General features: G+C 43.6%; 19 protein-coding genes. 9 read left to right on the forward strand and 10 right to left on the reverse strand.

All coding sequences use genetic code 11. The features are described from left to right. Nucleotides 1–41: 41 nt before the first annotated feature. From EL341_RS08380 to pdxY, 4 genes are all read left to right on the forward strand, one after another. On the forward strand, nt 42–356 hold the full coding sequence (locus EL341_RS08380) for an MliC family protein (protein ID WP_047780967.1): 315 nt from the start codon (nt 42–44) through the stop codon (nt 354–356). Between the two features lie 97 nt (nt 357–453). Continuing rightward, on the forward strand, nt 454–1,104 hold the full coding sequence (gene pdxH, locus EL341_RS08385) for a pyridoxamine 5'-phosphate oxidase (protein WP_074822917.1): 651 nt from the start codon (nt 454–456) through the stop codon (nt 1,102–1,104). Between the two features lie 115 nt (nt 1,105–1,219). Continuing rightward, nucleotides 1,220–2,491, forward strand: a complete 1,272-nt coding sequence (tyrS, locus tag EL341_RS08390) for a tyrosine--tRNA ligase (RefSeq protein ID WP_047780969.1) — start codon at nt 1,220–1,222, stop codon at nt 2,489–2,491. Nucleotides 2,492–2,622: 131 nt separating this feature from the next. Continuing rightward, complete coding sequence (pdxY, locus tag EL341_RS08395; protein WP_047780970.1) at nt 2,623–3,483, forward strand: pyridoxal kinase PdxY; 861 nt, start codon at nt 2,623–2,625, stop codon at nt 3,481–3,483. A gap of 74 nt (nt 3,484–3,557) precedes the next feature. Here pdxY and gstA read toward each other — a convergent pair whose 3' ends face one another. The 9 genes from gstA to EL341_RS08440 form a co-directional block, all read right to left on the reverse strand. Next, entirely contained in the window at nt 3,558–4,163 is a 606-nt protein-coding gene (gene gstA / locus EL341_RS08400; RefSeq protein ID WP_047780972.1) for a glutathione transferase GstA, read from the reverse strand. Nucleotides 4,164–4,268: 105 nt separating this feature from the next. Beyond that, nucleotides 4,269–4,904 carry an endonuclease III gene (gene nth / locus EL341_RS08405; RefSeq protein WP_074822914.1) on the reverse strand — a complete coding sequence of 212 codons (636 nt, stop codon included), beginning with the start codon at nt 4,902–4,904 and terminating at the stop codon, nt 4,269–4,271. Then, entirely contained in the window at nt 4,901–5,620 is a 720-nt protein-coding gene (locus tag EL341_RS08410; RefSeq protein WP_047780974.1) for an electron transport complex subunit E, read from the reverse strand. Before EL341_RS08410 ends, nth begins: the two co-directional genes overlap by 4 nt. After that, the gene (rsxG, locus tag EL341_RS08415) at nt 5,621–6,247 is read right to left on the reverse strand and encodes an electron transport complex subunit RsxG (protein ID WP_074822910.1); all 627 of its coding nucleotides are present in this window, start codon (nt 6,245–6,247) and stop codon (nt 5,621–5,623) included. A 9-nt stretch (nt 6,248–6,256) separates the two neighbouring features. Next, on the reverse strand, nt 6,257–7,306 hold the full coding sequence (gene rsxD / locus EL341_RS08420) for an electron transport complex subunit RsxD (protein WP_047780976.1): 1,050 nt from the start codon (nt 7,304–7,306) through the stop codon (nt 6,257–6,259). Then, nucleotides 7,307–9,463, reverse strand: a complete 2,157-nt coding sequence (rsxC, locus tag EL341_RS08425; RefSeq protein ID WP_074822908.1) for an electron transport complex subunit RsxC — start codon at nt 9,461–9,463, stop codon at nt 7,307–7,309. It lies immediately after the preceding gene. Continuing rightward, nucleotides 9,456–10,034 (reverse strand): electron transport complex subunit RsxB, encoded by a 579-nt coding sequence (gene rsxB / locus EL341_RS08430; RefSeq protein WP_047780978.1) that lies wholly within the window; start codon nt 10,032–10,034, stop codon nt 9,456–9,458. Before rsxB ends, rsxC begins: the two co-directional genes overlap by 8 nt. Next, complete coding sequence (rsxA, locus tag EL341_RS08435) at nt 10,034–10,615, reverse strand: electron transport complex subunit RsxA (RefSeq protein ID WP_047782613.1); 582 nt, start codon at nt 10,613–10,615, stop codon at nt 10,034–10,036. Before rsxA ends, rsxB begins: the two co-directional genes overlap by 1 nt. 112 nt (nt 10,616–10,727) lie before the next feature. After that, nucleotides 10,728–12,431, reverse strand: a complete 1,704-nt coding sequence (locus tag EL341_RS08440; protein WP_074822905.1) for a formate--tetrahydrofolate ligase — start codon at nt 12,429–12,431, stop codon at nt 10,728–10,730. Between the two features lie 285 nt (nt 12,432–12,716). Between EL341_RS08440 and EL341_RS08445 the strand changes: the two genes are divergently transcribed. From EL341_RS08445 to rlmA, 5 genes are all read left to right on the forward strand, one after another. Next, nucleotides 12,717–12,893: a bile acid:sodium symporter gene (locus EL341_RS08445; RefSeq protein WP_408634894.1), complete on the forward strand. Its 177-nt coding sequence runs from the start codon at nt 12,717–12,719 to the stop codon at nt 12,891–12,893. Between the two features lie 280 nt (nt 12,894–13,173). After that, the gene (locus EL341_RS08450) at nt 13,174–14,100 is read left to right on the forward strand and encodes a Kdo(2)-lipid IV(A) acyltransferase (protein ID WP_047780980.1); all 927 of its coding nucleotides are present in this window, start codon (nt 13,174–13,176) and stop codon (nt 14,098–14,100) included. 291 nt (nt 14,101–14,391) lie between these two features. After that, nucleotides 14,392–14,601: a transcription antiterminator/RNA stability regulator CspE gene (cspE, locus tag EL341_RS08455; protein WP_047780981.1), complete on the forward strand. Its 210-nt coding sequence runs from the start codon at nt 14,392–14,394 to the stop codon at nt 14,599–14,601. Between the two features lie 201 nt (nt 14,602–14,802). Next, nucleotides 14,803–15,009, forward strand: coding sequence for a cold-shock protein (locus tag EL341_RS08460; RefSeq protein WP_047780982.1), 207 nt, complete (start codon nt 14,803–14,805; stop codon nt 15,007–15,009). Nucleotides 15,010–15,182: 173 nt separating this feature from the next. Continuing rightward, nucleotides 15,183–16,001 (forward strand): 23S rRNA (guanine(745)-N(1))-methyltransferase, encoded by an 819-nt coding sequence (rlmA, locus tag EL341_RS08465; protein ID WP_047780983.1) that lies wholly within the window; start codon nt 15,183–15,185, stop codon nt 15,999–16,001. A gap of 58 nt (nt 16,002–16,059) precedes the next feature. Here rlmA and EL341_RS08470 read toward each other — a convergent pair whose 3' ends face one another. Next, nucleotides 16,060–17,307, reverse strand: coding sequence for a mechanosensitive ion channel family protein (locus EL341_RS08470; RefSeq protein WP_047780984.1), 1,248 nt, complete (start codon nt 17,305–17,307; stop codon nt 16,060–16,062). Between the last annotated feature and the right edge of the window lie 64 nt (nt 17,308–17,371).

Consider the following 17,371-nt stretch of genomic DNA (forward strand, 5'->3'; position numbering starts at 1 on the left):
AGGTTACGTTGATTATCGATATTTAATATTGAGGGAGTTGGATGAAAAAGTTAATGCTTGGATTAGCGGCAGTGGTATTAATGGGTTGTCATAGTTCGACAACTGAGTCACAGGCAGTAGAAACAACCTTGACCTATCAATGTGAAAAACAACACTTGTTAACTGTTATCCTGGATAATGAAAAGCAACATCTTCAACTAACTATTGATGGTAAGTTACGCTTATTGAATCAGGTTATCTCCGCTTCCGGAGCCAAATACAGTGATAGTGAGTATACATTCTGGTCGAAAGGGAATAGTGCGATGGTGATGCATAATGATGACATCATCATTAATGACTGTAATCTGCTCCCTTAATTGATTGGTTTTTTATTGTTTTCTTTTTTTGAATGTTTGAAATCCTGTGGTTGTAAGTGCAAGATAAAGCAACGTAGAGTCCAACAGGTTTTCTGGTATGCCTAATCAATCCAATAATATTGCAGATTTGCGGCGGGAATACATTCAGGGTGGTTTACGCCGTAAAGATTTGCCTGAAAATCCGCTCACGCTTTTTGAGCTCTGGTTAAAACAAGCCTGTGAGGCGAAGCTGCCCGATCCCACGGCAATGTGTGTTGCAACTGTTGATGAACACGGGCGCCCCTCTCAGCGGATAGTTTTACTTAAACATTACGATGATCAAGGATTTGTCTTTTATACCAATTTGGGAAGTCGTAAAGCGCAGCAAATTGCACAAAATAATCAGGTTAGCCTCTTATTTCCATGGCATGCGTTTGATCGACAGGTCATCGTTTCTGGTCAGGCGGAGCGCCTGTCATCTCTGGAAGTATTAAAATATTTTCATTCCCGTCCAAAAGATAGCCAAATTGCAGCTTGGGTCTCCCAGCAGTCTTCTCGTATCTCGGCCCGGGGCGTACTGGAAAGTAAATTTATTGAACTGAAACAAAAATTTCTTCAGGGAGAAGTGCCACTGCCCAGCTTTTGGGGGGGATTTCGTATCAGTATTGATGAAATTGAGTTTTGGCAAGGTGGCGTTAACCGTCTGCACGATCGTTTCGTTTATCAACGAACAGAAAATCACTGGAATATTGACCGTTTAGCGCCTTAAGCACTGGTCAATATGTTAAGTGAGGTTTATGCTATCCAGTTCCTTTAAACTATTTTATTCAGCGATAAGTAAACAGATAAATTATCGCAATCTATAACAACGGAGTTATGTACCAATGGCGAACAATTTGATTAAACAATTGCAAGAGCGTGGGCTGGTAGCCCAGGTCACGGATGAAGAGGCGTTATCAGAACGATTGGCACAGGGGCCTATCGCTCTGTATTGTGGCTTCGATCCTACCGCTGATAGCTTGCATTTGGGTCATTTGGTTCCGTTGTTGTGTTTAAAACGTTTTCAATTAGCGGGCCATCAACCCGTAGCATTAGTAGGTGGCGCCACCGGGCTGATCGGCGACCCTAGCTTTAAAGCGGCAGAGCGTAAACTGAATACTGAAGATACCGTTGGGGATTGGGTGAACAAGATCCGTCAGCAAGTTTCTCCATTCCTGGATTTTGACTGCGGTACTAACAGCGCCAAAATGGCCAATAACTACGATTGGTTTGGTGGCATGAAAGTACTGACCTTTCTACGGGATATTGGTAAACATTTCTCTGTCAATGCCATGATTAATAAAGAAGCGGTTAAGCAGCGTCTGAATCGCGATGACAGCGGTATTTCTTTTACCGAGTTTTCTTATAACCTGTTACAAGCTTATGACTTTGCCAGTCTGAATAAAGAACATGGCGTTGAACTGCAAATTGGTGGTTCAGACCAGTGGGGTAACATCACCTCAGGGATTGATCTGACACGTCGCATGAATCAGCAACAGGTGTATGGTTTTACCGTTCCTTTAATCACTAAGTCTGACGGCACTAAATTTGGTAAAACTGAAGGGGGCGCAATTTGGCTCGACCCGAAGAAAACCAGTCCATATAAATTCTATCAATTCTGGATCAATACTGCGGATGCTGACGTTTATCGTTTCTTGAAGTTCTTCACTTTTATGAGCATTGAAGAGATCAATGCACTGGAAGAAGAGGATAAAAACAGCGGTAAAGCTCCTCGTGCACAGTATGTTTTAGCTGAACAAGTGACGCGTTTAGTTCATGGCGAACAAGGACTGGAAGCGGCCCAGCGTATTACTCAGAGCTTATTCTCAGGTAATTTGTCTGATATTACTGAGGATGACTTCGCGCAATTGGCGCAGGATGGTATGCCAGCGATTGAACTGGAGAATGATGCTGATTTACAACAGGCGTTGGTAACGGCTGAATTAGTCCCTTCACGTGGTCAGGCAAGAACCATGATTAGCTCAAATGCGGTAACGATTAATGGTGAAAAACAGTCGAGCCCAGAGTATACCTTTACCGACGGCGATCGCTTGTTTAATCGTTATACTTTATTACGTCGTGGTAAAAAACATTATTGTTTGATTCTGTGGAAATAGTCAGGAAATAATTTTATTTCATAATATCGGCCGCTAAGCGGCCGAATTTTTTGGATTATACATAGCGTAAACCGCCTGATATCTGACACAATAACCATAATATACCTTTCTTGTTTAGGGACATTTCCAAAATGAAAAATATCTTATCCATTCAATCCCATGTGGTTTATGGGCATGCCGGGAACAGTGCGGCAGAGTTTCCAATGCGTAGAATGGGTGTGAATGTATGGCCGCTCAATACGGTACAGTTTTCTAACCATACGCAATATCGGCAATGGGAAGGCTGTGTGATGCCAGCGAGCCATTTAACAGATATCGTGCGGGGAATTAGCGAGATTAATCAATTATCTCGCTGTGATGTTGTTCTGAGTGGATATATTGGCTCTCCAGAGCAAGGTAAAAGCATTCTTGAGGTTGTGGCTGAAGTGAAGGCGGCTAATCCGAAAGCCTTGTATTTCTGCGATCCTGTGATGGGGCATCCGGAAAAGGGATGTATTGTTGCGCCAGGTGTTTCGGAGTTCTTCTGTAATGAAGCGTTGCCGGTTAGCGATATGATGGCACCTAATTTGCTGGAATTGGAGATTCTGAGTGGAAAAACAATTACCACGGTAGATGAAGTTGTCAGTGCCGCACGTGAACTATGCAAAAAAGGGCCGAAGGTGATTTTGGTTAAGCATCTGAGTCGAGCTGGTTACCGGGCGGATTGCTTTGAGATGGCTTTAGTCACTCCTGATGAGGCTTGGCATATTAATCGTCCATTGGTCGATTTTGGCCCACGCCAACCGGTTGGTGTCGGGGATATCACCAGTGGACTTTTACTAGTTAATCTCCTGTTGGAAAAGTCTTTACCTGAAGCACTGGAACACGTGACGGCTGCGGTTTACGAAGTGATGCTGGAAACCCAGAGAAGAGGTGAGTATGAACTGCAATTGGTGGCTGCTCAGGAAAAAATGGTTAACCCAGAACATCATTTCCCGGCGATTAAACTTTAAGTTAGTTAACAGCTTTTCCATGTAAAACGGGCCATAAGGCCCGTTTTTTACTTTACTCTTAATCAGACTAAATATTATTTCAAACCTTCCGCTTTTAAGGTGGCGTTGACGGCAGGTCTATCCGCAATGCGCTTCATATAAGCAGCTAACGCACTCAGATGGCTTAAATCAAGTTTAACCACGGCGGCCCAGTTAGTGACGGTAAACAGGTACGCATCTGCTACGCTGAAGGTAGAGCCCAAAATAAATTGGTGCTTCTGTAGTACGCTGTCGACATAGGTAAACTGTTTTAACAATCTCTCTTTCGCTATTTTTTTATACTCTTCTGGCGTTTGAGGAGTAAACAGCGGACTAAAACCTTTGTGTAGCTCAGTTGAGATATAGTTTAACCACTCAATGGCGTGATAATACTCAGGTGTACCTACCGCAGGGATTAAGTGCTTAGCCGGTACTTTATGGGCAAGATACTGAACAATAGCCACACCTTCGGTCAGAATGCTGCCATCATCTAATTGTAGCGTTGGCACTTGACCTTTAGGGTTAATTTGCAGAAAGTCGTCACCGTGTTCGGTCTTTTTGGTCGCCAAATCGACTTTTTCTACTGAATAGTTCAGTCCGGCTTCGTTGAGAATGATATGTGGAGATAACGAGCAAGCTCCAGGCTTATAAAATAATTTCATCAAGACTTCTCCGCTGTTGATTAAACAAGTTAATGAACGAACCTGAGCATTCTAGCGCGTCTATAGTATGTTTGATATATGTTATGAAACTGAAAACTAAATGCACTATTCTTCGGTTTTTTCCTTGAACTCACATAAATCTTCGATCAGGCAAGAGCCACAGCGGGGTTTACGGGCAATACAGGTATAGCGACCATGTAAAATCAGCCAATGGTGGCAATCCACTTTAAATTCTGCCGGAACGACTTTAATCAGCTTTTCCTCTACCTGTTCAACGGTTTTTCCTGGGGCAAATCGAGTACGATTACAAACGCGGAAAATATGAGTGTCGACAGCAATGGTTGGCCAGCCAAATGCGGTATTCAGCACCACGTTGGCCGTTTTACGTCCAACGCCAGGTAAGGCTTCCAGCGCGGCGCGATCTTCCGGAACCTGACTATGGTGTTGTTCAATAAGGATTCGGCAGGTCTTAATGACATTCTCTGCTTTACTATTAAACAGGCCAATCGTTTTAATGTAATCTTTTAATCGATCAACGCCTAATGCCAGAATGGTTTCTGGTGTATTGGCGACCGGATACAGTTTAGCCGTGGCTTTATTCACGCTAACATCAGTCGCCTGAGCAGAGAGTAGCACCGAAATAAGCAGTTCAAAAGGTGAGGAAAAAGCTAACTCTGTAGTCGGCGTTGGATTGTTATCACGTAATCGAGTTAAAATTTCAATGCGTTTTGCCTGATTCAAACTGAGATATCCCTATTCATAATTTCTTTTTTTTCGCTATTCAGCGGTTCATTTTTTAGTTCGGCGGTACGACGTTTATAGGCCTTTAACTTTTCATCGATAACATATTTAAACGCCAGCAAAAAACCGAGTCCTAAAAATGCGCCAGGGGGAAGCATCGCCAGTAAGAAGGCGTTATCCAAATGAATGACTTCAATACGTAATACCTTGGCCCATTCACCCAATAACGTATCGGCGCCATCAAATAATGTCCCATTCCCCAGAATTTCACGCATGGCCCCTAAAATAAACAGCACAAAGGTTGCACCCATTCCCATGGCAAAACCGTCGATTGCAGACAGGGATAGCGGATTCTGCGAAGCATAGGCCTCAGCTCGGCCGATCACAATGCAGTTGGTGGTAATTAATGGGATAAAGATCCCTAACGACTGATATAAACCGTAGGCGTAGGCATTAATTAATAATTGAACCACCGTAACGACCGAGGCAATAATCATCACGTAGATGGGAATCCGAATTTCTTGCGGAACCCAGCGACGTAAAGCAGAAACGGCAATATTGGTACAAATTAACACTAAGGTGGTTGCCAGCCCAAGTCCCAAAGCATTTGTTGCTGTAGATGAGACGGCCAACAGGGGGCATAGCCCTAAAAGTTGAACCAAGGCTGAGTTGTTTTTCCATAGGCCTTGATTGAGTAAATTCTTTATTTCGTTCATTTACTGCGCCTCACAGCGTGGGAGTGATTCAAATTGTTGATGGTATTGCTGAATATACAAAGTAGTTTGCTTAACCGCTTTTACCACGGCTCTTGGCGTAATGGTTGCACCGGTAAATTGATCAAACATACCACCATCTTTGCGTACCGCCCAGCGAGGATCGTTATCACTCTCTACTGTTTGATTAGCGAACTTAGTCATCCAATCAGAAATCCTTAGCTCTATTTTATCACCTAGACCCGGTGTTTCATGATGTTCCAGCGTTCGCACCCCAAGAACATGACCATTAAAATCGGCCGCTACCATCAGTTGAATTGCCCCAGAATAACCATCAGGTGCCGTGGTTTCCAATATGGCGGCCACCGGCATATAACCTTTACGGGCGATAAATAATCGATGTGGTTTAGTTGATCCTAATGCCAAATCCGTGACAACGTAACATTCATTCTGCAATTGATTATCGTACATTGATGGAGGAAGCACCTGATCAAACAGGGCTTTTTGTTGTAAGCTTGCCTGCTGCGCAATGGTCGGCTGAGTTAATAGATAAACCGCAGAAGTTATGCCTGTCGCTAGCGCTGCATACAACGCTAATGTTAATCCGTGTTTTTTCATCGTATTCAGCATAATGGCTCCTTAACGATGTCCGTAAACGCGAGGTTGAGTATAGTGATCGATTAACGGTACGGTAATATTCGCTAACAGGATAGCAAAGGCCACGCCGTCAGGATAACCGCCATAACTACGAATAAGCCAGACTAATACCGCGACCAATGCGCCAAAAATAATTCGTCCTTTTGCCGTGGTAGAAGCAGTAACCGGATCGGTAATAATAAAAAAGGCACAAAGCATGGTGGCCCCAGAAAACAGGTGGAACCAAGGGGCGGTATTATGTGTCGGGTCCAGCAGCCAACCGAGGGTAGAGATAATGGTCAGCGTTAACAAAAAGCTCAGCGAAAGGTGCCACTGGATAACCTTTTTCCATAGCAAATATAGCCCACCAAGCAGAAAGCCTGCATTGACCCATTGCCAACCGATCCCAGCCAAGCTGTCATAAATAGGTTGGCTGAGTATTTCCGCCATCGTATGCCCGCTACGTAATCCAGTTTTCAGCGTATCAAGTGGAGTGGCCTGACTGACACCGTCGATACCCAGCATCAATTTAAAGACATCATCACCACTTTGGCTGTGTCCAGTAAATATGATGCTCAGCGTATCAATAAAACCAATATGGGTTGCCTGAAGCGGCTCCGGTGGTAGCCAACTGCTCATTTGGATCGGAAAAGAGATCAAAAGAATAACGTAACCAACCATGGCTGGATTAAATGGGTTTTGACCCAGACCGCCATAGAGCTGTTTAGCGATAACAATGGCAGAGAAAGTGCCAATAACGATAATCCACCAAGGCGCCAGAGGAGGAATACTGATTCCTAATAGCAGGGCGGTTAATAGTGCTGAGTTGTCAGCTAGTCTTGGTATTACAGGAATATGGCGTAGCTTGAGGACCAGACCTTCTGACAGAAGCGCGACAATTATCGCTAACGCTATCTGAATCAAATTACCATAACCAAAAAAGTACCATTGAGCCGCGATCCCCGGCAGACAAGCCAGAACAACAAGCAACATTAGCCTTTGGGTAGATTGCTGGCTATGAGAAAAGGGCGAGCTGGTTATGCGAAATGACATTTATTCTTTACCTGATGTAGTTAACAGCGCTTTTTGCTGTGCTTTACGGGCTTTCACTCTGGCAATAGCTTCAGCAACGGCAGCTTTGCGTTCATCATCATCCGTCTGGTTTTGTGTTTCAACAGTGGTAACCGTTTTTTGTGGCTCTGGAGATTGTCGTTGTTGTTTACGTGCCTGAGCACGAGCAATCGCCTCTGCAACAGCGGCTTTACGACGATCATCGCTGGGTGCAGTCGACTGCGGTGTTGTATCCGGTGCCTGTTTTTGCTGCTCTTTACGCGCTTTAGCTCGGGCAATGGCGGCGGCAACGGCAGACTTACGATCGTCAATGATTTCGGCTGAGGCTTCCTGACTATCTGTGGATATTGCCGTATCAGTGTTGCTTTGACTTTCCCGCTTTTGCTGTTCTTTTTTAGCTTTGGCTCTGGCAATCGCGGCTGCCAGAGCGGCTTTGCGCGGATCGGATTCTGTAGACGATGGCGTTTCAGACGTTACCGATAGATTGCTTTGTTCTACTTGATTTTGGCGCTGAGCTTTTCTGGCTTGTCGGGCGGCAATTGCTGCACGGTTATCAGGTAAAACTTCCCCATTGATTGATTTAATCGTTGGTTGTAGAGCTTCTTCGGATTTATCCGCCGCTTTTTTACTTTTAACGCGCTCAAGCGCCGATTGAATCATTTGGTTATCGTCAGCGTCCAGCTTGGTTTCTGCTCGCTTATGGCGTTGCATGCGCGCCTGCTTTTCTCTTTCCATCCGCGCTTGTTTCGCGTCAAAACGTATTTTTGCGATACGGGCCAGTTCCGCCTGTTCGTCCTGCTCCCTAATTTCGGCTTTTTCTTGACGGTAATACTGCACCAGTGGAATATTGCTTGGGCAAACATAAGCGCAAGCGCCGCATTCAATACAGTCAAACAGATTGTAGTTACGCGCTTTTTCATGTTCTTTACCGCGGCTAAACCAGTAGAGTTGTTGAGGTAACAGTCCGGCAGGGCACGCATCAGCACACTGAGTACAGCGGATACATGACTGTTCTGGTTCCGGCGGCGCAATTTCTGTCTCTGAAGGCGCAATGAGGCAGTTACTCATCTTGATGACTGGAACATTGAGGTCCGGCAGGGCAAATCCCATTAACGGGCCGCCCATAATAACCATTGGTTGTGGTTGGGGCTGATAACCTGCCTGATAAAGTAATTCGGAAATCGGTGTGCCCAGTAAAGCCCAAACATTACCTTTATCTGCAATAGCATCGCCAGTTAATGTCACAATACGTTCAATTAGCGGTTCACCGTCAATCACCGCGCGTTTAATAGCTAAAACCGTGCCTACATTTTGCATTAAAACGCCAATGTCTGACGACCGACCACCGTGCGGGACTTCCCGGCCGGTTAAAATCTTAGTTAGCTGTTTGGCACCACCAGACGGGTATTTAGTTGGAATCACCCGGACTGAGATATTGTGGTTTTCGTTACGTTGTAACGCTTTATTTAAGCTAGCGATAGCTTCTGGTTTATTGTCTTCAATACCAATCAGGATTTCGCTGGGCTTCAGGATATGACGTAAAATTTCACATCCGGTAAGCAACTCGTCAGCGTACTCTTGCATCAGACGATCATCGGCAGTGATGTAGGGTTCGCATTCTGCGCCATTGATAATCAGGGTATGAATGCGACTAAGCGCGCCGTTAATTTTGCTGGCGGTAGGGAATACCGCACCACCTAATCCCGCTATGCCGGCCTGATGAATATGGGCAATTAACTGTTCTGGCGAATAATTCTGGTAGTCAGCTAATGGACAGCGATCAAACCACGTGTCCAGACCATCTGGCTTTAGGGAAATGCAACGTTCGGGTATGGCGGATGGATGAGTACTGGGATAAGCACCAATATCAGTAATCACGCCAGACGTAGAGGCATGTACCGGAAGTGTTCTGTTTTTACCAACGGTTAACGGCTGCCCTTTAAGGACATAGTCGCCTTTTTTTACTAATAGCTCGCCTGATGGTCCAAGATGTTGCTGCAGTGGAATAATCAGCTGGCTCGGTAAACCAAAGCGTTTAATGGGTATCAGACGTGTTTGATCCTTCATCTCTGGAGGATGAATGCCGCCATTGAAATCCCAAACTTTGGTTTTTCTAAATTTAGCAAACAGATCAAACATGTGAATTTGTCTCAATATTTTTTACTGGAATAGACTGTAAGTCCCATTTCCAGTTAGCCGTAGTAGGTTCAATGGGGCGCATTTCTATACAATCGGTTGGGCAGGGAGCAACGCAAAGATCGCATCCGGTACAGAGATCGATAATGACCGTATGCATGGCTCGGGTTGAACCGACAATCGCATCAACCGGGCACGCCTGAATACACTTGGTACAGCCAATACAGTTGCTTTCATCGATAAAGGCGATTTTGCGAGGTGGATTGGTTTCCATGGTGGTTACGTCAAGAGGCTGAGGCTCAATACCCAACGTATCCGCCAGCTTTAACATCACGTTTTCGCCACCGGGCGCACATTTATTGATCATTTCACCGTCATTCGCCACGGCTTCGGCATAAGGACGACAACCAGGATAGCCGCACTGCCCACATTGGCTTTGTGGCAATAGCGCTTCGACTTTATCCACGATCGGATCGGCATCTACCTGAAAACGGCGCGCGGCAAAACCCAAAATAGCGCCGCACACTAAGGCAAGTAGCGTCAGAACAATAATACTGGACCACAGAGAAAACATTAGAACCTTACCAATCCGGTGAAACCCATAAATGCCAGCGACATTAATCCTGCCGTAATCAGAGCTATAGATGAGCCCTTAAACGGTGCGGGCACGTCAGCGGAAGCTAAACGTTCACGGATAGCGGCAAATAAAACCATCACAAATGAAAAACCTACCGCAGCACTAAAACCATAAATAGTCGATTGCATAAAATTATGTGACTGGTTCACGTTCAACAAAGCGACACCCAATACCGCACAGTTGGTGGTAATTAGTGGTAAGAAAATACCCAGTAAACGATAGAGAACCGGGCTGGTTTTACGCACGACTAACTCTGTGAACTGAACCACAACAGCAATAACAAAAATAAACGCCAGCGTGCGCAGATAGCTCAGCCCTAGCGGTTGTAAAATATAATTTTCAACTAACCACGCGCAGATTGACGCGAGGGTCAGCACAAATGTTGTTGCTAATCCCATTCCGATAGCGGTTTCAAGTTTTTTAGATACCCCCATAAAAGGGCACAAACCTAAAAACTTAACCAAGACGAAATTATTAACAAAAACCGTGCCGACAAAAAGCAATAAATAATCGCTCATCGTTTTGCCTAAAAGAAAAGAAGCCGCCATATTATCAATAATTGGCGGCTTAATCACAACACTGTAAATGTAGGGTTATTGGTATTTACCTCAATAGAGTTAAATCACCTACCTAACTCAGACCGACAATATTGCCAGCATCATCAATATCAATATGACGATAAGCCGGTAAGGTTCCCAGTCCTGGCATGGTCATAATGTTACCTGCATAGGCTCGAATAAAACCAGCACCGGCAGAAACCTTGAATGATGAAATCGTGACGGTGAAATCTTTTGGTACATTTTTTAATGCCGGATCGGCACTAATCGAGAGCGGAGTTTTGGCAATACACAGGGGTAAATGGCCAAATCCGGCTTTTTCCAGAGCGGATAACTGCTCAGTTGCTTGTTTCGTCAAAATAGCTTGCTTGGCACCATAGGTATTGACTAGTGCCTCAACTTTTTCGATCAGGGATACTTCATCAGGATAGAGCAGGTTAACATCACTTGGTTTTTCACAAGCCGCCATAACAGCTTGCGCCAGTTTAGCGGTACCCGCTCCACCTGCGCTGAACGCGTCGCTGATCTCTACGCCTTCAGCTCCACAGGACAAGGCATACTGGCGTAAATAGTCCAACTCTTCAGTTGAATCAGTAGGGAAACGGTTAATGGCCACAATTACCGGTAAGCCATAACGTTTGGCATTGGCTATGTGCCAGCTTAAGTTCTGGCAGCCTAACGCCAGCAATTCAACGTTGCTCTCGGCAATTTCTGGCGGTAAAGGCTGACCTGGTTTGATATCAAATTTACCGCTATTGGTTTTCAAGCTGCGTAAGGTAGCGACTAAAACTACGCAGGAAGGTTTAATACCAGACTGGCGGTATTTGATATTGAAGAATTTCTCCATCCCCATATCAGAGCCAAAACCCGCTTCGGTAATCACATAATCAGCCTGTTGCAGAGCTATTCTGTCAGCAATAACGGAAGAGTTACCGTGTGCAATGTTAGCAAATGGACCAGCATGAATCAGAACAGGCGTGTTCTCACTGGTTTGCATTAGGGTAGGTTGAATAGCATCTTTCATCAATACTGTCATGGCCCCGGCAACTTCAAGCTGCTCTGCGGTAATAGGGGCGCCATGAATATCATGAGCTAAAATAATATGGCTGATGCGTTGACGCATATCTTTGAGATCGTCAGATAACGCCAGAATGGCCATCAGTTCTGATGCGGCAGTGATATCATAGCCATCAGCACGTTCGACACCGTTAACGCCACCACCAACACCCACAGTAATATGACGCAGAGCACGATCGTTATGGTCAACCACTCTTTTCCATAAAATATGGTTGATATCGATATTTAATCTTGGCAAACCCGTCTGTGGCGTGAATTGATCACCTAAACGTTGTTCATGGTATAAACGCGCATCTAAAGCCGCGGCGGCTAGATTATGTGCCGCGGTAATCGCATGAATATCACCGGTCAGATGCAGGTTGAGTTTTTCCATAGGTAAAACTTGAGCTTTACCGCCACCGGCTGCGCCGCCTTTTACACCGAATACCGGCCCTAAGCTCGGTTGACGGATACAGGCGATACAGGGTTTACCAATAAAGTTAAACCCCTGACTCAAACCAATAGTGGTTACCGTTTTACCTTCTCCCAACGGCGTTGGGGTAATACTGGAAACCAGTACCAATTTACCTTTGGCAGCATCAGGATTAATCAGTATCGGGTCGATTTTCGCTATACTGGAGCCATATGGAATAAGATATTGCTGCGCGATGCCGTACTGCTGGGCAATTTCATTAATTGGTTTTAATGCTATCGATGCCATTCTCTACAAAATCCTATGTATTATATATAGTCAATATACGCTATGAGGATCGGGCGTAAGCAAGAGCTTGATTATGTCATAAAGCAAAGTAGAAAAGGGTGGCAACGATCATTTTATTTATATTTTGTTATGGCAAATCATTAGCTAACATTGTTCAAAAAATATGCTATTACTTAATTTGAGCTTAAATCGTCAGGGGTTCGTTGAAGGGATCTGGAATCAGGTAAATGGTTGTGCATTGTTAAGTATTATTATCTTTTATCATTATTGTTAACGATGGCACTAATGATTAATACTGCAGTGGCGCCTTTACTGGGTTTCAATATTCGAGATGAAATACCCCTTGTTTTTGGTGGTGCTAAAAAGAGTTTGGTAAGCGGTATTCCCATGGCTAACGTATTGTTTCCAGCTGCGTCAATAGGTATCATGGTGTTATCGTTAATGATATTTCATCAGATATAATTAATGGTGCGTACATTTTTAACACAACGCCATGCGCAAAAAATAGCCAACATTGTAAATGAAAATAATTCGCAGGATAAGTTTATTTTTTATCCAATCTATTTTTTGTATAAATAATTATACCTCTAAAACTTGATCATTAACTTGTTGTCTTAATTAAGTCTGACATTGTCTCAACTATTTTTTTAATTTTCGGTTTTTTCTGTAAATTAATGTCTGTTTGAACAATGAGTTATCTTGTCCATTAATGCTGCTTTGCAGCTAGAGAAGCAATACCTGAATGTCAAAATTTAAACAGCCTGAGTTTCATTATTCTTTTTTGAAACCTAAATACTGGCTAACCTGGTTTGGGATAATATCTCTTTATCTTTTAGTTCAGCTACCTTACCCAGCAATTCACTTTATTGGCTCTCGAACAGGGCGATTGTCTATGCGTTTTTTAAAACGCCGGCAGCACATTGCTCGTCGTAATCTGGAACTCTGCTTTCCCAACTTAAGTAAAGAGGAGAGGGAGAAGCTGTTAGTTGAGAATTTTGAATCATTAGGCATGGGATTGCTGGAAACAGGCATGGCTTGGTTCTGGTCTGATAACCGAATTAAAAAATGGTGTAAGGTCGATAATCTTGAAATCATGTCGCGTATTCGAGCCAATGGTAAAGGCGTATTGTTGGTCGGCGTTCATTTTCTGACGTTAGAACTGGGGGGGCGCATTTATGGTATGTACAACCCTGGAGTGGGTGTTTATCGACCACACAACAATAAATTAATGGATTGGGTTCAGGTTCGGGGCCGTAGTCGTTCTAATAAATACTTTATCGACCGTAATGATATCAAAGGCATGATTAGGGAACTGCGTAAAGGCGAAATCCTTTGGTATGCCCCCGATCACGATTACGGTCCACGTAACAGCGTATTTGCGCCATTCTTTGCCGTACCACAAGCAGCAACGACGATTGGAACCAGTATTCTGATGCGTCAGGCCGATCCTGTTATTTTGCCATTTACGCCAAAACGACACGCGGATGGTAGCGGATATACCGTGTTAGTCACTGAACCACCAACCGGGTTTCCGATGGACGATTCAACGGCTGCTGCTACCTTTATGAATAAAGTCGTTGAGAAGGAAATCCTGAAAGCGCCGGAATTATATATGTGGCTACATCGTCGATTTAAGACGCGTCCGGCGGGTGAAATATCTCTTTATTAATCAAATTATAACCAGTTAAAAGAACCAGTTTGGTTCTTTTATCCAAAAGAGAGAGAAAAGGCTTGCGTTATCTGGTTCATTATGAGTAAATGTAAACCGGCCTGTGCTACAGACCTATTTATGTACGACATTAGAGTAAAGCAGTTCCTTCTTAAAAGCCGTTATCTTTTGATTTCGCTTACTAGACGAACATCTTCTTAGTGCCTCCATAAGTATTGATTCTGAAAATCTGGCCATAATGCCTATACCCTATGATGTATGGCAGGTTAACTAATTTAAAGGTAAGTAAAGATGTCCAAGAAAACTGGCAAAGTTAAATGGTTCAATGAGAGCAAAGGTTTTGGTTTTATTGAGCAAGATGATGGTGGTAAAGACGTATTCGTTCACTTCTCTGCTATCGCTAGTGAAGGTTTCAAAACTCTGGCTGAAGGTCAGAAAGTAGAATATACCATTCAAGACAGCCCACGCGGTCCAGCAGCTGCAAACGTTGTTGCTCTGTAATTAGCAGCAAACGTTTATAGAGATAAATAAGATAAGCCTTTGGCTTTCTTAACTCTAGTGACAGAAAACCCGCATCGCTGATGCGGGTTTTTTTGTGGACCACAGGCATTTTTACGCACACCTGATATTCCAGGTACAGATGTTCTAACCAACTAACTGTAAAGGAAAATGATATATAACTAAATTTAAGAGGTACAAATTATGACCCTAAGAATGGGAATGGTAAAATGGTTTGATAGAAACCATGGTGTTGGCTTAATCGCACCGCTGGATGGTAGTTCTGATGTCTTCGTTGACCGCACTTCCATCGCTAATTCAACTAAATTATTGACCGAAGGGCAAAACGTAGAATTTTCTACTTATAGAACCTCCAGAGGTCCATTTGCAACGGACGTTATTGCTTTTTAGTTTTTAAGCAACCACATGGAGGAAAGGATTAATTAAAGTTTCTGCATAAAATTATGTGTTAAATCACAATTAACACACCTCTCAAAAATTGCTGCTTTAATGTTATACTTTCCTTCATAAAATTTTCTTCGCTGGTTTCCCCGGTAGTCACTATTTTTCATCAGGATCCTCCCATGCTATATCAATGTCCTATTTGTCATCATTCATTGCAATTGGACGATCGGGTATGGTGTTGTAGTAATCATCATCAGTTCGACCGTGCGAAAGAGGGGTATGTGAACCTCATGCCGGTCCAACATAAGAAATCAAAAAATCCTGGCGATAATCAAATGATGATGCAGGCCAGACGCCAGTTTCTTGATGCTGGATATTATCAGCCCCTGCGCGATGCGATTTATTCACTATTGGATAAATCTCTGTCCGATCATCAGAATACTAAGAGGCTGTTGGATATTGGCTGTGGTGAAGGGTATTACACCGGATTTTTGGCTGAGAATTTGTCAAGTCATCACACCGTTCAGGTGCATGGCCTGGATATCGCCAAAGGTGCCATCCGAGCAGCCGCTAAACGCTATCCTGCCGCTTCTTTCTGTGTTGCATCCAGTCATCGTTTACCATTTGCTGATGACTCAATGGACGGCGTATTACGCATTTATGCCCCCTGTAAAGCACAAGAGCTCAGCCGTGTGATTAAATCTGGTGGATTTATTGTAGCAGTGACCCCGGCACCGAGACATTTGATCCAGTTAAAAGGGTTGATTTACCAAACGCCCCAGCCTCATGAAGACATTGAAGAGCAGATCGAGGGCTTTCACTGTATTCAACAACAACGTTTAAGTTACAACCTTACTCTCTCTGGGGAGCAGGCCGTCAATCTCCTACAGATGACCCCTTTTGCCTGGAAAGCATCAGAACAGTTGATCCAGCAACTGGCAGAAATGTCAGAATTTCACTGTGAGGCGGATTTTTATATTCGTCTCTATCAGAAGTAATATTTCCTGATGCAAAATAAAACGGGGCACTTTAGATGCCCCGTTTTTTCTCTTATTGTTAAGCTAATCGATCAACCATTGCTCGCATATCGCTACCGGTCGGAGTTTGATGCAGGCGCAATCCAAACTGTGGAATGATCGAGTAGATATGATCAAAAATATCTGATTGGATACCTTCATACTCAACCCAAGCTACAGTATTAGTAAAGGCATAAATTTCCAGTGGAATACCTTCTGAGCCGGCTTCTAATTGACGAACCATCAAAGTCATATTTTTATGGATACCTGAATGCGCTTTTAGGTATTCACCAATATATGCCCGTAATGTCCCTAGATTGGTTAATCTTCTCCCATTCATAGCAATAGATAAATCAACACGATGCTCATGATTAAATTGACTTATTTCATTTACTTTATGTTCAATATAGGATTCAAGTAAATGACTGCTTTGCAGGTTTTCTTGCTCTTCCAGAGAGAGGAAATGTACGCTGGTAGCGTCAATTTTAATGCTGCGCTTGATGCGGCGGCCACCTGATTCTGACATTGAACGCCAGTTTTTAAATGAATCAGAAATCAGTGAATAGGTCGGAATAGTTGTTACCGTATTATCCCAATTTCTGACTTTTACCGTGGTTAAACCAATATCTAATACTGCACCATCAGCACCGTATTTAGGCATTTCCAGCCAGTCGCCAATCTTTAGCATATTATTGGCGGATAACTGAATTCCAGCGACCAGTCCCAATATAGGATCTTTAAATACCAGCATTAGTACGGCGGTCATGGCTCCTAAACCGCTTAATAGCAGCGTTGGCGACTTACCGATTAAGGTAGAGATAATCAGAATACCAATAAAAATAGCGGCAATCAGTTTGATACTCTGGAAAATTCCTCGTAGCGGTAACTGACTGGCGACTTTGGTCATATGGGACAGGCTGAGCAAGGTATCCAGTAAGGCGAACAGGGAAAGCAAGCCATACAATAAAATCCATATCTGTGCGCAAAGTAGAATGATGTCCAGTACTTCAGGCTCTTGCACGACCCAGTGTGATGAAATAACGTGGACAATAATACCCTGTAGAACAAATGAGAGGCGGTCAAATAAATTATGATCGATTAAAATTTGTCGCCAGAATTTATGGTTTCTGGCTTCGCTTTTCTTCATGCTGCCGAGAATGACATGGTGAAGAAACAGATGAATAATCACGGACAACAATATAATCAGGGTGAGGGTAATAATTAAAATGATCAGTGGCGTTGCTTCAACACCCACCTTATTCAATATAAGCAATAAATATTCCTGCATTAACTTCTTCTCCGTGTAAAAAACTAAATTCAGTCGGCAAAACTAACGACTCCGATTGAAATAA

The organism is Pragia fontium (assembly GCF_900638655.1).
GTDB classification, from domain to species: Bacteria; Pseudomonadota; Gammaproteobacteria; order Enterobacterales; family Enterobacteriaceae; genus Pragia; species Pragia fontium.